We start from the raw sequence: 15,003 nt of genomic DNA, 5'->3' as shown, positions 1-15,003 counted from the left end.
AGCCGCTACATTGGCTGACTTGTGCCTGCCTTTCAGGCGCGGTTTTTTACTTCCCACTCGAATATACGGAACCCGCAAAACTCCATCATGGACCCTTCCCCTGGCTTGACCCTCGCTACAATTTTCGCCGACTTCGGCATGATTCTTTTTGCTCTGATCCTGGTTTTGCTCAACGGATTTTTCGTTGCGGCGGAATTTGCCATGGTCAAATTGCGCTCGACCCGGGTCGAGGCCATCGCTGACAAAAACGGCTGGCGCGGGCACATCCTGCGCACCGTGCACAGTCAGCTCGATGCTTACCTGTCGGCTTGCCAATTGGGTATCACCCTCGCCTCCCTGGGCCTGGGCTGGGTCGGTGAACCCGCGTTTGCCCACATTCTTGAGCCGGTGTTGAGCGCAGTCGGCGTCGAGTCGGCCGAAGTGGTCAAAGGCATCTCATTCTTCACCGCCTTCTTCATCATTTCGTACCTGCACATCGTGGTCGGCGAACTGGCCCCCAAATCCTGGGCCATCCGCAAACCCGAGTTGCTGTCGCTGTGGACCGCCGTGCCGCTGTACCTGTTCTATTGGGCCATGTACCCGGCCATCTACCTGCTCAACGCCAGCGCCAACACTATCCTGCGCATTGCGGGACAAGGTGAACCCGGCCCGCATCACGAGCACCACTACAGCCGGGAAGAACTGAAACTGATCCTGCACTCCAGCCGTGGCCAGGACCCGAGCGACCAAGGCATGCGCGTGCTGGCCTCGGCAGTGGAAATGGGTGAACTGGAAGTGGTCGACTGGGCCAACTCCCGCGAAGACCTGGTGACTCTGGAGTTCAACGCACCACTCAAGCAGATCCTGGCGATGTTCCGTCGCCACAAGTTCAGCCGCTACCCGGTGTACGACAGCGAGCGCCAGGAGTTCGTCGGCCTGCTGCACATCAAGGATCTGCTGCTGGAGCTGGCGGCGCTGGACCACATTCCCGAGTCATTCAACCTGGCCGAACTGACCCGCCCGCTGGAGCGCGTGTCGCGGCACATGCCGCTGTCGCAGTTGCTGGAGCAGTTCCGCAAGGGCGGCTCGCACTTCGCCGTGGTCGAAGAGGCCGACGGCAACATCATCGGCTACCTGACCATGGAAGACGTGCTGGAAGTGCTGGTCGGCGACATCCAGGACGAACACCGCAAGGCCGAACGCGGGATCCTCGCGTATCAGCCGGGCAAGCTGCTGGTGCGGGGCGATACGCCACTTTTCAAGGTTGAAAGGTTGCTGGGCATCGACCTCGACCACGTCGAAGCCGAAACCCTTGCCGGGCTGGTCTATGAGAGCCTCAAGCGCGTTCCGGAAGAGGAAGAAGTGCTGGAAGTCGAAGGCCTGCGGATCATCATCAAGAAGATGAAAGGGCCGAAGATCGTTCTGGCCAAGGTGTTGATGCTGGATTGATCTGCGGCTGAAGGGCCTTTTGTGGTGAGGGGGCTTGCCCCCTCGCCACAGTTGATCACCGAAAACTTCACTTCCCGCCCAACGCAAAGTTGGGCAGCGCACCCACCGGCTGGTTGAACTGGTACGGAATCGAGACCAGCCCCAGCCCGGTATTGCGCTGCACCACGAAGTGCAAATGCGGCCCGGTGCTGTTGCCGGTGTTGCCGGACAACGCCAACGCACTGCCTACCGTTACCCGCTGACCTTCCCGAACGCAGACCGAACCTTTCTTCAGGTGCAGGTAAACACCCATGGTCCCGTCATCGTGCAGCACCCGCACGAAATTGCCGGAAGCGTCGGTGCCGCGCCCGCTCTGCCTGTTCTCGGTTTTCACCACCACCCCGCCTCGCGCGGCAATGATCGGCGTGCCCTCAGGCATTGCGATGTCTATGGCATATCGGCTCTTGGGCCCGAAGTGGCTGTAGGGGCCATTGGCGCCCTGACTGATCCGGAATGGTCCACCACGCCAGGGCAACGGGTACCGATAGCCCACCGTGGGCCCAGAGGGGTCGCCCAGGGAGTATTTGAACTTCGGGACGTATGCGAGGGGCCTCCCGCCTTTAGTCGCCGTGAGCCGCGCCAGACGAACGCTGCTGCGTAGCGGTATCACCCGCCGAATCGTCCCGCCCGGCACGCCGCTGGCGTTCTTCACCCCGGCAAAACTCAATTCGACTTCTACCGGCGCATACAGGTCATTGCGCACGTACACGCTGTGCACGCCGTTCTTCTTCATGATGATGAGGCGCACCTGACGCTCAAGGTGCTCGACCATGCCATCGCGAAAAACGAACACATGGGCGCCCTTGCTGGGGCGGTCGCTGTAGGAAACCACGCCATAGGCGTCCTTGGACTTGTAGATGGTCATGGCCACGGCCGAGGTGGCGACCATGAACAAGCCACATAAAAACAGCAGGCGCGTGAACATGAGCAAGGATTCTGTCGAGTGAGATCTGGGATTGAGCCTAGCAGCTGCAATGGACCCGGGTAGTCGGCAGTTGTTTCAGAAAAGGTGTTCAGCAGATGTGCGGTAAACGTGATGACCCCATCGTCGGATCGCCGCCCGGAGCAAGCTCGCTCCCACAAGAGAACGCATTACAAATGTGGGAGCGAGCCTGCTCGCAAAAGCGGACTGTCAGGCGGCCCTATATCAAGCACCAGGAATAAAGTGCTTCTGCGCCGTACCACGTGCAATCAGGCGGGAGATGTAATCGAGCTTCTGCGCATCCTGGTCGACAAAGCGGAAGGTCAGTTGCAGCCAGTCGCTGTCGGGCTTCGGTTCGTGGGCCACGACGGCGTGCAGGTAACCGTTGAGGCGGGCGATTTCGGCGTTGTCGCCCTGCTCAAGGTCCAGCACGGCGCTGTCGAGGATCTGCGGCAGGGTCTCGGTGCGTTTGACCACCAACAGGGCTTCCTTGAGGCTCAAGGCCTTGATCACACATTGCGCGATGCCGTTAGGCAAACGCAGTTGACCCTGGCCACGGCCACTGGTGGGTGCCGAGGAGGTCGCAGGCGTCTTGACCGGTGGACTGTTGAGCAAGCCTTTGGACAGTGCGGGTGCGACCGTTGGGGTCGCTACGGGTGCCTTGCCACCGGTCAAGGCGGCAAGGGAGTCGTTACCGAAGGCAGGACTGGTTTTGGTTGCGGCTACGTTGATCAAGGCGTCGAGTTTGCCGACCTTGTGCAGCGCCTGCTTGACCTTGGTGATCAGTTGCTCGTTGGTGAACGGCTTGCTGACGTAACCGGAAACTCCGGCCTGGATCGCCTGGACAACGTTCTCCTTGTCGCCACGGCTGGTGACCATCACGAAGGGCATTGTTTTGAGGGTGTCTTGCTCGCGGCACCAGGTCAGCAGTTCCAGGCCGGACATTTCCGGCATTTCCCAGTCGCACAGGACCAGGTCGAAGGCTTCCTTGGCCAGCATGGCCTGGGCCTTTCTGCCGTTGATCGCGTCTTCAATCCGCATGCCCGGGAAATAGTTGCGCAGGCACTTCTTCACCAGGTCACGAATGAACGACGCGTCGTCCACGACCAACACATTGACCTTACTCATCCAAAACCCCTTTAAAAAATCCCGGCCAGCATACCGCCTTGCTGATGGCACATTGCCAAAAACCTTCAGTCACGCCGGACTTTTCGTTCGCGGGGTGCTGCTTTTCGAATTCGTGAAGCTCAAACAAAAACGCCCGGCCAAAAGGCCGGGCGCTTTACTTGGGCAACCTTACTTATCGTCAGTTTTGCCCGGAACATTAGCGCTTTCGCCGGTTGTTCCTTCGACTTCTTCCTTCATGCGCTTGAGACCCAGGTGCCGCACGTCGGTGCCGCGTACCAGGTAGATCACCAGCTCCGAGATATTGCGCGCGTGGTCGCCGATACGCTCCAGCGAACGCAGCACCCAGATAATGCTCAGAACCCGCGAAATGGAACGCGGATCTTCCATCATGTAGGTAGCCAGCTCACGCAGGGCCGTCTTGTATTCGCGGTCGATGATCTTGTCGTACTGCGCCACCGACAAGGCCAGTTCGGCGTCGAAACGGGCAAAGGCGTCCAGTGCATCGCGGACCATGTTGCGCACCTGGTCGCCGATGTGACGCACTTCGACGTAACCGCGCGGCGCTTCGCCTTCTTCGCACAGCTGGATGGCACGACGGGCGATCTTGGTCGCTTCGTCACCGATGCGCTCCAGGTCGATCACCGACTTGGAAATGCTGATGATCAGGCGCAGGTCGGACGCTGCCGGCTGACGACGGGCCAGAATGCGCAGGCATTCTTCGTCGATGTTGCGTTCCATCTGGTTGATCTGGTCGTCGATCTCGCGCACCTGCTGGGCCAGGCCGGAGTCGGCCTCGATCAGCGCGGTCACCGCGTCGTTGACTTGCTTTTCCACCAGCCCGCCCATGGCCAGGAGGTGGCTGCGCACTTCCTCAAGCTCGGCGTTGAATTGCGCGGAAATGTGGTGGGTAAGGCCTTCTTTACTAATCATCTTTTTCGCTCCGCGAAAGTTGCAAGCTTCAAGCTGCAAGCTTCAAGCAGTTATGTACAAGTCCTGGAATCGCACCGCTTCTTTCTTGCCGCTTGCAGCTTGTAGCTCGCGGCCGCCTCAACTAGCCATACCGACCAGTGATGTAGTCTTCGGTCTGCTTCTTCGCCGGATTGGTGAACAGGGTATCGGTGTCGCCAAACTCGACCAGTTTGCCCATGTACATGAACGCGGTGTAGTCGGACACCCGCGCGGCTTGTTGCATGTTGTGGGTCACGATCACGATGGTGAACTTGGATTTCAGTTCGTAGATCAGCTCTTCGACTTTCAGCGTAGAGATCGGGTCGAGTGCCGAGCACGGTTCGTCGAGCAACAGTACTTCCGGTTCCACGGCAATGGTGCGGGCGATCACCAGACGTTGCTGCTGACCACCGGACAGACCCAGTGCCGACTCGTGCAGACGGTCCTTGACCTCGTCCCACAGTGCCGCGCCTTTCAAAGCCCACTCGACGGCTTCGTCGAGGACGCGCTTCTTGTTGATGCCCTGGATACGCAGGCCGTAAACCACGTTTTCGTAGATGGTTTTCGGGAAAGGGTTCGGCTTCTGGAACACCATGCCGACGCGACGACGCAGTTCGGCCACGTCTTCGCCCTTGCGGTAGATGTTGTTGCCGTACAGGTTGATCTCGCCTTCAACGCGGCAGCCGTCAACCAGGTCGTTCATGCGGTTGAAGGTACGCAGCAGCGTGGACTTGCCACAGCCGGACGGGCCGATGAAGGCGGTCACGCGCTGTTTCGGGATGTTCATGCTGACGTCGTACAGCGCTTGTTTTTCGCCGTAGAACAGGCTCAGGCCCGGCACTTCGATGGCTACGGTTTCCTGCTCGAGGTTCAGGCTCTGTTTGTCGCGACCCAGCGCCGACATGTTGATGCCGTGGGTATGTGCTTCGTGCTGCATGGGAGGCTCCCTGTGCTAACAAATTCGGTTCGGAACGCTGCTTATTGCAGTTCCCATCAATATTCCGGTGGACGCGGTCCAGTGTGGGAGCGGGCTTGCTCGCGAAGAGGCCGGCACATTCAACATCAATGTTGCCTGACCCACCGCTTTCGCGAGCAAGCCCGCTCCCACATTGGAAATCAGCTATCCAGCGCCTTGTACTTCTCGCGCAGGTGGTTACGGATGTACACCGCCGACAGGTTCAATGTCGCGATCACCAGCACCAACAGCAACGCCGTGGCGTACACCAGCGGTCGCGCGGCTTCGACGTTCGGGCTCTGGAAGCCGACGTCATAGATGTGGAAGCCCAGGTGCATGATCTTCTGGTCCAGGTGCAGGTACGGGTAGTTACCGTCCACCGGCAGCGACGGCGCCAGCTTCACCACACCCACCAGCATCAGCGGTGCCACTTCACCTGCGGCGCGAGCCACGGCGAGGATCATGCCGGTCATCATCGCCGGGCTGGCCATCGGCAGCACGATCTTCCACAAGGTTTCAGCCTTGGTCGCGCCGAGGGCCAACGAGCCTTCACGCACGGTGCGAGGAATCCGCGCCAGGCCTTCTTCGGTGGCCACGATCACCACAGGCACCGCCAGCAGCGCCAAGGTCAGCGAGGCCCAGAGCAGACCCGGCGTACCGAAGGTCGGTGCCGGCAGTGCTTCCGGGAAGAACAGACGGTCGAGCGAGCCGCCCAGCACATAGACGAAGAAGCCCAGACCGAACACGCCGTAAACGATCGCCGGAACGCCCGCCAGGTTGTTCACCGCGATGCGGATGATTCGGGTCAGCGCGTTCTGCTTGGCATATTCACGCAAGTAAACCGCTGCCAACACGCCGAACGGAGTCACGATCATCGCCATGATCAGGGTCATCATCACGGTGCCGAAAATCGCCGGGAAAATCCCGCCTTCGGTGTTTGCTTCACGCGGGTCGTCGGACAGGAACTCCCAGATCTTGCTGAAATAGAAACCGATCTTGGTGAAGGTGCTCATGGCGTTCGGCTGGTAGGCGTGAACCACTTTGCCCAGACCGATTTCGATTTCTTTGCCATTGGCGTCGCGGGCTGTCAAAGCGTCGCGGTTGAACTGTGCATGCAAGTCAGTCAGACGTGCTTCGATATCCTGATAGCGGGCGTTCAGCTCAGCGCGCTCGGATTCCATGTCCGCTTGTGCGGTTGCGTCGAGTTTACCTTCCAGCTCCAGCTTGCGGCCGTGCAGACGGATGCGCTCCAGACCTGCGTTGATCGCACCAATATCACTCTTTTCCAGTGACTTCAGTTGCGCAGCAAGCTTGTTGACGCGGTCGACACGGGCCTGCAACTCAGGCCATGCAGCTTCGCCTTCAGCGATGACTTTGCCATCCTGTTTGACGTTGACCAGGTAACCGTAGAAGTTACCCCACTCACGACGCTCGATGGCCATCAACTCCGGCGGCGTCGTTTGCTGGGTCAGCCACTCGCCGACGATCCAGGTGAAGTCGTTGCCGTTCAGATCACGGTTGCCGACCTTGATCAGCTCGCGGGTCATGAACTCCGGGCCTTCGTCAGGCACCGGCAGGCCGGCGCTCTTCAGTCGGGCACGTGGCACTTCTTCTTTCTGCACCACTTCGCCAATGACCAGGTGTTGGCCCTGGCCCGGCACGTCATAGCTGGCGTGGATCAGATCCGCCGGCCAGAAGTGACCCAGGCCACGCACGGCAATCACTGCCAGCAGGCCAATGGTCATGATGACCGCGATGGACACCGCGCCACCGCTGATCCAGACGCCGGGGGCGCCGCTCTTGAACCATCCTTTCAGGGAGTTCTGTTTCACAGACTTCTACCTTTCTTAAAGCGACGAGTATTTCTTGCGCAGACGCTGACGAATCAGTTCTGCGAGGGTGTTCATGACGAAGGTGAACAACAGCAGCACCAGCGCCGAGAGGAACAGCACGCGGTAGTGGCTGCCGCCGACTTCCGATTCGGGCATTTCCACTGCAACGTTGGCTGCCAGGGTGCGCAGGCCTTCGAACAGGTTCATTTCCATGACCGGGGTGTTACCGGTGGCCATCAACACGATCATGGTTTCACCGACCGCACGGCCCATGCCGATCATCAGCGCCGAGAAGATGCCCGGGCTCGCGGTGAGGATCACCACGCGAGTCATGGTCTGCCACGGTGTGGCACCGAGGGCCAGGGAGCCCAGGGTCAGACCGCGAGGCACGCTGAACACGGCGTCTTCGGCGATGGAGTAGATGTTCGGGATGACCGCGAAGCCCATGGCCAGGCCCACTACCAGGGCGTTGCGCTGGTCGTAGGTGATGCCCAGGTCGTGGGAGATCCACATGCGCATGTCGCCACCGAAGAACCAGTTCTCCATGAACGGGCTCATGTACAGCGACAGCCAGCCCACGAACAGGATCACCGGAATCAGCAGCGCACTTTCCCAGCCATCCGGGACTTTCAGGCGGATCGACTCAGGCAGGCGGCTGAAGGTGAAACCGGCGACCAGGATGCCGATCGGCAGCAACATCAGCAGGCTGAAGATGCCCGGCAAATGCCCTTCCACATAGGGCGCGAGGAACAGGCCGGCGAAGAAACCGAGGATCACCGTCGGCATCGCTTCCATCAGCTCGATCACCGGCTTGACCTTGCGGCGCATGCCCGGAGCCATGAAGTACGCGGTGTAGATCGCAGCGGCAACGGCCAGTGGAGCGGCCAGCAGCATGGCGTAGAACGCGGCTTTCAGGGTACCGAAGGTCAGCGGTGACAGGCTCAGCTTGGGTTCGAAGTCGGTGTTGGCGGCAGTCGATTGCCAGACGTATTTAGGCTCGTCGTAGTTCTCGTACCAGACCTTGCTCCACAGCGCGCTCCACGAGACTTCCGGGTGCGGGTTGTCGAGCAGCAGCGGGTGCAACTTGCCACCGGCTTCCACGATCACGCGGTTGGCGCGCGGCGACAGACCGAAAACGCCTTGGCCTTCTGCGACCGGCTCCACCAGCAAGGTGCGGTGGGCAGTGCTGTGGAACACGCCAAGCTTGCCGGAAGCGTCGAGGGCAACGAAGCCCTTGCGACGCTCTTCGGCGGTGATTTCAACGATAGGCGTGGTGCCCATCTGGAAGGTGCGGATCTGCTTCAGGCGTTGCTCGCCATCGGGGTCGCGGGCCATGAACCACTGGGCCAGGCCGCCTTTGGAGTCACCGATGATCAGCGAGATGCCGCCCACCAGTTGGGTGCTGGCGGTGACTTGAGCCTCACCGTCTTCAAGCAGTTTGTAGCGACCGTTGAGGCTCTTGTCGCGCAGGCTGAACACGTCGGCCTGGGCACGCCCGTTGACCACGTAAAGCCACTGCTGACGCGGGTCGACGAAAATATTCTTCACCGGCTCGGTCATTTGCGGCAGTTCGATGCGTTTCTGCTCGTTGGTGACTTCGCCGGTCATCATGTTCTCTTCGCTGGTCAGCGACAGAACATTGAGTTGCGAACCGGTGGAGCCGACCAGCATCAGGGTCGAATCATTGGCGTTGAGGCTGACGTGTTCCAGCGCACCGCCGGCTTCGTTGACCGCGATTGGCGTTTCGCCGTACGGGTACTCGACGGCCGGGGTGATGGTTTTCTTGCCTTCCGGGTAGCTGACTTTATAGGTGTGACGGAACACCAGGGCCTGACCGTTGGACAGACCTACGGCCACCAGCGGGTGACCTGGCTGGTCTTCACCGATGGAGGTCACGGTGGTGCCGGCCGGGATCGACAGATCGACGCGCTTCAATTCAGCGCCACTGTCGATATCGAAGAACAACGCCTGGCCCTTGTCGGAAACGCGCATGGCCACCTGATTCTGCTCTTCGAGCGAGATCATCAGTGGCTTGCCAGCGTCCTGCATCCAGGCCGGGGTAATGGACTCTTTCGCGGTCAGGTCGGCACCCTGGAACAGCGGCGCAACAACATAGGCGAGGAAGAAGAAGATCAGGGTGATGGCTGCCAGCACCGCCAGGCCGCCGATGAGGACGTACCAACGGGTGAAGCGATCTTTGAGCGCGCGAATGCGGCGCTTGCGTTGCAGCTCAGGCGTATTGAAGTCAATTCGCTTGGGGGGATTAGTAGTCATGTTGGAATTGGCCAGATCATTCATGCGCTCACCCTAGCGATCCTGTATGACAGAAAGATGACAATGCAGTGACGCACCAAATCCACCGCCAGCGGGACTGGCAGAGGATCGAAAATTTGAGGTGTGTAAAAGGCCGGCCTGCAAGCAGATCCGGCCTTTTACTTGAGTCCGGAAGGATTCACCCCGGACTCAATTTGTTACTTTTTTACGACTGCAGTGCCGCCTTCCGCCAGACCCAGGTCAGCCAGTGCTTTTGCAGCAACCTTGGCTGGCAGTGGGATGTAGCCGTCTTTCACCACAACTTCCTGGCCCTGTTTGGACAGAACCAGCTTCACGAACTCAGCTTCCAGCGGAGCCAAAGGCTTGTTCGGGGCTTTGTTGACGTACACGTACAGGAAGCGCGACAGCGGGTACTTGCCGTTCAGGGCGTTTTCTTCAGTGTCTTCAACAAACTCGGTGCTGCCTTTCTTGGCCAAGGCCACCGTCTTCACGCTGGCAGTCTTGTAACCGATACCCGAGTAACCGATGCCGTTCAGCGAGGAGCTGATCGACTGCACAACCGAAGCCGAGCCTGGCTGTTCGTTGACGTTTGGCTTGAAGTCACCTTTGCACAGGGCTTCTTCCTTGAAGTAGCCATAAGTGCCGGATACCGAGTTACGACCGAACAGCTGAACCGGCTTGTTGGCCAAGTCGCCGGTCACACCCAGGTCACCCCAGGTTTTGACGTCGGCTTTGCCGCCGCACAGACGGGTGGACGAGAAGACCGCATCGACCTGTTCCATGGTCATATGCTTGATCGGGTTGTCCTTGTGCACAAATACGGCCAAGGCATCCACGGCAACCGGAATAGCGGTTGGCTTGTAACCGTATTTGGTTTCGAAGGCCTGCAGCTCGTTGTCCTTCATTTTGCGGCTCATCGGACCCAGGTTAGCGGTGCCTTCGGTCAGCGCAGGTGGCGCGGTAGAAGAACCGGCGGCCTGAATCTGGATGTTTACGTTCGGATATTCTTTTTTGTAGTTCTCAGCCCAGAGGGTCATGAGGTTGGCCAGGGTATCGGAGCCGACGCTGGACAGGTTGCCCGACACACCAGTGGTCTTGGTGTAGCTCGGGATAGCAGGGTCAACAGCGGCAACCGCGTTGGCAGTCGCAACGCCAGCAGCGACAAAAGTCATTGCCGCCATCAAACGCTTCAGTTTCATGCCTTACTCCTAGCAGATAGGGTGTGTTAAGTCGGGGCCAAGTATCAGCAGGCCGTGTGAACACTCTATGGCTGAAATATGACAATTGGATGAAAGGCCAGCATTCCGCTCGGAAGGCTGGCCTTTCAGTTGTAACTGTAAATGTTGGAATTGGCTGGATTTAGCCGAGAGCGCAGTGCCCGCCGTTGCCACTACTAACGGATCAACGGCCTTTCTTCCATAGCCAGGCGCCGACCAGGATCCCCACCCCGCACAGCACCGCCACATAATAGGCAGGCCCCATCGCACTTTCCTTGAGCAACAGGCTGACGATCATCGGCGTCAGACCACCGAAAATCGCGTAGGCGACGTTGTAGGAGAACGACAGGCCGCTGAAACGCACCACCGGCGGGAACGCCTTGACCATCACATACGGCACCGCGCCGATGGTGCCGACCAGCAGACCGGTCAGGGCATACATCGGGAATAGCCAGTCGGGATGATCGGCCAGGCTGTGGTAGAAGGTCCAGGAACTGGCCAGCAATGCGGTACAGCCGATCACGAAGACTCGTCCCGCACCGAAGCGATCGGCCAGTGCGCCGGCAATGATGCAACCAAAACTCAGGAACACGATCGCCACGCTGTTCGCCTGCAGGGACGTGGTTGGCGAGAAGTGATAGACCGTCTGCAACACAGTCGGTGTCATCAGGATCAACACCACGATGGCGGCCGACAGCAGCCAGGTCAGCAGCATCGAAATGGCTATGGCGCCACGATGGTCACGCAACACCGCACGCAGCGGCACTTCTTCGGCCAGGGCCTTTCGCTGTTGCAGTTCGGCGAACACCGGGGTTTCGTGCAACCAGCGACGCAGGTACACCGAGAACAGACCGAACACGCCACCCAGCAGGAACGGAATTCGCCAGGCGTAATCCGCTACTTCCACCGGGGTGTAGATACTGTTGATCGCCGTGGCGACCAGCGAACCGAGCAGGATGCCCGCCGTCAGGCCGCTGGTCAGGGTCCCGCAGGCATAGCCGATATGCCGTTGCGGCACGTGTTCGGAAACGAAGACCCATGCACCCGGCACTTCACCGCCAATGGCCGCGCCCTGGATCACCCGCATCAACAGCAGCAGGATAGGCGCCCACATGCCGATCTGCGCATAAGTCGGCAGCAAACCCATGATCAAGGTCGGCACCGCCATCATGAAAATGCTCAGAGTGAACATTTTCTTGCGGCCCAGCAGGTCACCGAAGTGCGCCATCACGATGCCGCCCAGCGGCCGCGCCAGGTAGCCGGCGGCGAAGATGCCGAAGGTCTGCATCAGGCGTAGCCACTCAGGCATGTCCGCCGGGAAGAACAACTTGCCCACCACCGTAGCGAAGAACACGAAGATGATGAAATCGTAGAACTCCAGCGCGCCGCCCAGGGCCGACAGCGATAGAGTCTTGTAGTCGTTGCGGGTCAGCGGACGTGCGGGTTGGTCTGGCTGCGCGATGCTCGAGGGCGCTGTGGTCATGGCAAGGGCTTCTCTTATAGTCGGATCTGCTACCTCAACAACGCTGGCTGAGGTTTGGGCAGGTCCGGCACGATAGCAAATTGTTCGAAAAAGCACATAGAGGTGCGTTTTTGACAGTCAAAATGAGAACCGGACGGTCGTCGCGGAGTCTACCGACCGATATACTCAAAGCCTGCTCCGGTTTTTGAGGGGTTGCTGTGCGAAAGCGCCTGTCAGGTTCATAGGCGATTTCGCAGAGTTTCCCTTTAGGCGCCTGATGGAAAACGTGACGAACGTAGTATGTTCGGTGCTGAATCGTTTTTCCCGAAGACGGCTACCACCAGCAATACCAACGAAGAGTCACGGGTCAGAGGCCCCCCGGCATGATAGAACTCGAACAAGAAGATCCGATCCCGCAAGGCGACCTGGCCTTGCAAATCACCGCGCTCCCACGCGAAACCAACGGCTTTGGCGATATTTTCGGCGGCTGGCTGGTGGCGCAGATGGATTTGGCAGGCACCGCGATGGCCAGCAAGGTCGCCGGCGGACGCGTTGCCACCGTTGCAATCGACCGCATGGCGTTTCTGGTTCCGGTGGCGGTGGGCGCTCAGCTCTCCTTTTATACCCAGGCCCTGGAAATCGGCCGCAGCTCGATCAAGATGATGGTCGAGGTCTGGAGCGACGACCCACTGTCCAGCGAGTGGCGTAAAGTAACCGAAGCAGTGTTTGTGTTCGTTGCCATCGACGGCAGCGGTCGCACCCGTTCGGTTCCACCCCGGGCTCGCTGAAAGAACTTCTAAACCTGGTAGCCGTTTTGCGGTCGATAGTCGTCCACGTTACTGATCGAGAGCTGTCCCATGAGCACGCCCAATGTTGAAGCCGTAAAACTGGATGAACTGAACTGCTGGCGTATTCGCCACGGTCAGGCTGAATTACTGGTGGCCCAGCAAGGCGCGCACATCCTCAGTTATCAACTGGCCGGCCAGCCGCCACTGATCTGGCTCAATGACGAGGCCGTGTTCAAGACCGGCAAGAGCATCCGTGCCGGCGTGCCGGTGTGCTGGCCGTGGTTCGGCGTCTTCGACCGTAACCCGCAAAGCGTGCAGGCGATGCGCGTCAGCAATGAAGCGCCGTCAGCTCACGGCTTCGTGCGAGCGATGGATTGGGAGCTGGGCGGCATCGAAGCCGAAGGCGAAAGCCTGAAAGTCGAATTCCTCCTGCCCTACCCCGACGGCGGCTTTCCTGGCTGGCCGCACCAGGTGGACTTGACGCTGAGCATTCGCCTCGACGAGCAGTTGCACATCCACCTGACCAGCCATAACCGGGGCGCTGAAACCGTCAGTATCAGCCAGGCGCTGCACAGCTATTTTGCCGTCAGCGATGTGCGCGAGGTGCATGTCGAAGGTGTGGGCGGTCTCAAATACATCGAAACCCTGGATAACTGGAAAACCGTAACCCAGAGCGGTGATCTGCGTTTTACCGGCGAAACCGACCGCATCTATCTCGATGCCCCGCCACTGCTGAGCATCGTCGATCCGGCCTGGGAGCGACGCATCGAACTGACCAGCACGGGCTCGCGCACCGCAGTGATCTGGAACCCATGGATCGACCGCGCCGCCGCGTTCAGCGACATGGCCGACGACGGTTGGCAGCGCATGCTGTGCATCGAGACGGCGAACGTGATGGACGATGTGGTGAACCTGAAACCAGGGGCCAGCCATACCCTGGGTGTGAGCGTCGGTAGCAAGCCGCTCTAAGCAACACCACAAAACCAATGTGGGAGCGAGCTTGCTCGCGATGGCGGCGTAACAGGCAACATGAATGTTGAATGTTATGGCCTCATCGCGAGCAATCTCGCTCCCACAGTTTTTTGTGCCATGCCATCTGACGGCGCGTTACAAATCCGACTCTTTCACCACCCGTACCGTCGCCGCATCCAGCGCATACGCCGCATCCGCCAAGTCATTGCTGACCTTCTCGACCTTCAGCGTGCCGGTGACCCACAGCGGCGTGTAGATATCGTTCAGTTTCAGGCCCTTTGGATAGCGCACCAGCACCAGTTGGTTGGGCGGCGGCGGCGGCACGTGGATGCACGCGCCCGGGTACGGCACCAGGAAGAACAACGTACTGCGGCCCTTGGCATCGGACTCCAGCGGCACGGGGTAACCGCCAATGCGGATGTTCTTGTCGTTCATCGACGCAACGGTCTTGGTCGAGTACATCACCGCCGGCAAGCCTTTGGCCTGCTTCATCCCACCCTTGTCGGTGAAAGTGCCATTGGCTTCAGGGGAGTTGTGGTCGATTTCAGGCATGGCCTCGAGGGCCTTCTGGTCCGACTTGGGCATCAATTCGAGCCAGTCGGTTTCCGGCAGTTCACCGGCATGGGCAAGGCCCGTTCCCAATAAAAGTAGAGTCAGCAGAAGACGGCGCATGAAGGTGCTCGGTATAGGAAGGATCAGGAAACGCCGAGCATTCTAGCCCTCCCGGCTTGTACGGCCGAGAGGACTTTGTCGTCTGGATCAGTTCTTTTTGACCAGGCCGTAGATCACCAGCAACACAACGGCGCCCACCAGCGCACCGATGAAGCCTGCGCCTTGGCCGGCCTGATAGATGCCCAGGGCTTGACCGCCGTAAGTGGCCGCCAGCGAACCGCCGATGCCGAGCAGGATCGTCATGATCCAGCCCATGCTGTCATCGCCCGGTTTCAGGAACCGTGCCAGCAGACCGACGATCAAGCCGATAAAGATGGTTCCGATAATTCCCATGGCATTCCCCTCTCAATGAAGTCGCTATTGGAA

Annotated in this window: 13 protein-coding genes; 3 read left to right on the top strand and 10 right to left on the bottom strand. The window is 59.6% G+C overall.

Features of this window, described 5'->3' with window-relative positions; translation table 11 throughout:
* Positions 1–87 precede the first annotated feature (87 nt).
* A complete protein-coding gene (locus tag AC1RP7_RS04185; RefSeq protein WP_007975205.1) occupies positions 88–1,428 on the top strand; it encodes a hemolysin family protein in 1,341 nt (446 codons plus the stop codon).
* A gap of 67 nt (positions 1,429–1,495) precedes the next feature.
* Here AC1RP7_RS04185 and AC1RP7_RS04180 read toward each other — a convergent pair whose 3' ends face one another.
* The 8 genes from AC1RP7_RS04180 to AC1RP7_RS04145 all read right to left on the bottom strand — a co-directional run bounded on the left by AC1RP7_RS04180 (position 1,496) and on the right by AC1RP7_RS04145 (position 12,226).
* Positions 1,496–2,392 carry a peptidoglycan DD-metalloendopeptidase family protein gene (locus AC1RP7_RS04180; RefSeq protein WP_090452177.1) on the bottom strand — a complete coding sequence of 299 codons (897 nt, stop codon included), beginning with the start codon at positions 2,390–2,392 and terminating at the stop codon, positions 1,496–1,498.
* 222 nt (positions 2,393–2,614) lie between these two features.
* A complete protein-coding gene (locus AC1RP7_RS04175; RefSeq protein WP_493181424.1) occupies positions 2,615–3,517 on the bottom strand; it encodes a response regulator in 903 nt (300 codons plus the stop codon).
* Positions 3,518–3,685: 168 nt separating this feature from the next.
* Positions 3,686–4,447: a phosphate signaling complex protein PhoU gene (gene phoU / locus AC1RP7_RS04170; RefSeq protein ID WP_057712724.1), complete on the bottom strand. Its 762-nt coding sequence runs from the start codon at positions 4,445–4,447 to the stop codon at positions 3,686–3,688.
* Positions 4,448–4,568: 121 nt separating this feature from the next.
* The gene (gene pstB / locus AC1RP7_RS04165) at positions 4,569–5,402 is read right to left on the bottom strand and encodes a phosphate ABC transporter ATP-binding protein PstB (RefSeq protein ID WP_007971742.1); all 834 of its coding nucleotides are present in this window, start codon (positions 5,400–5,402) and stop codon (positions 4,569–4,571) included.
* A 179-nt stretch (positions 5,403–5,581) separates the two neighbouring features.
* Positions 5,582–7,252: a phosphate ABC transporter permease PstA gene (pstA, locus tag AC1RP7_RS04160; RefSeq protein WP_057712723.1), complete on the bottom strand. Its 1,671-nt coding sequence runs from the start codon at positions 7,250–7,252 to the stop codon at positions 5,582–5,584.
* A gap of 15 nt (positions 7,253–7,267) precedes the next feature.
* Positions 7,268–9,301, bottom strand: a complete 2,034-nt coding sequence (locus AC1RP7_RS04155; RefSeq protein ID WP_198530250.1) for an ABC transporter permease subunit — start codon at positions 9,299–9,301, stop codon at positions 7,268–7,270.
* A gap of 422 nt (positions 9,302–9,723) precedes the next feature.
* A complete protein-coding gene (locus AC1RP7_RS04150) occupies positions 9,724–10,725 on the bottom strand; it encodes a phosphate ABC transporter substrate-binding protein PstS (RefSeq protein WP_057712721.1) in 1,002 nt (333 codons plus the stop codon).
* A gap of 202 nt (positions 10,726–10,927) precedes the next feature.
* Entirely contained in the window at positions 10,928–12,226 is a 1,299-nt protein-coding gene (locus tag AC1RP7_RS04145) for an MFS transporter (protein WP_057712720.1), read from the bottom strand.
* A 362-nt stretch (positions 12,227–12,588) separates the two neighbouring features.
* Here AC1RP7_RS04145 and AC1RP7_RS04140 point away from each other — a divergent pair, with 362 nt between their 5' ends.
* Entirely contained in the window at positions 12,589–12,993 is a 405-nt protein-coding gene (locus AC1RP7_RS04140; protein WP_007942704.1) for an acyl-CoA thioesterase, read from the top strand.
* 69 nt (positions 12,994–13,062) lie between these two features.
* On the top strand, positions 13,063–13,962 hold the full coding sequence (locus AC1RP7_RS04135) for a D-hexose-6-phosphate mutarotase (protein ID WP_057712719.1): 900 nt from the start codon (positions 13,063–13,065) through the stop codon (positions 13,960–13,962).
* A 138-nt stretch (positions 13,963–14,100) separates the two neighbouring features.
* Here the strand turns inward: AC1RP7_RS04135 and AC1RP7_RS04130 are convergent, their stop codons facing one another.
* Positions 14,101–14,637, bottom strand: a complete 537-nt coding sequence (locus tag AC1RP7_RS04130) for a DUF3299 domain-containing protein (RefSeq protein ID WP_090452186.1) — start codon at positions 14,635–14,637, stop codon at positions 14,101–14,103.
* Between the two features lie 87 nt (positions 14,638–14,724).
* Positions 14,725–14,970, bottom strand: coding sequence for a GlsB/YeaQ/YmgE family stress response membrane protein (locus tag AC1RP7_RS04125; RefSeq protein ID WP_007928514.1), 246 nt, complete (start codon positions 14,968–14,970; stop codon positions 14,725–14,727).
* Between the last annotated feature and the right edge of the window lie 33 nt (positions 14,971–15,003).

This window comes from Pseudomonas sp. GW822-FHT01E03 (genome assembly GCF_058802985.1).
This window is presented reverse-complemented; position numbering and strand designations above follow the sequence as displayed.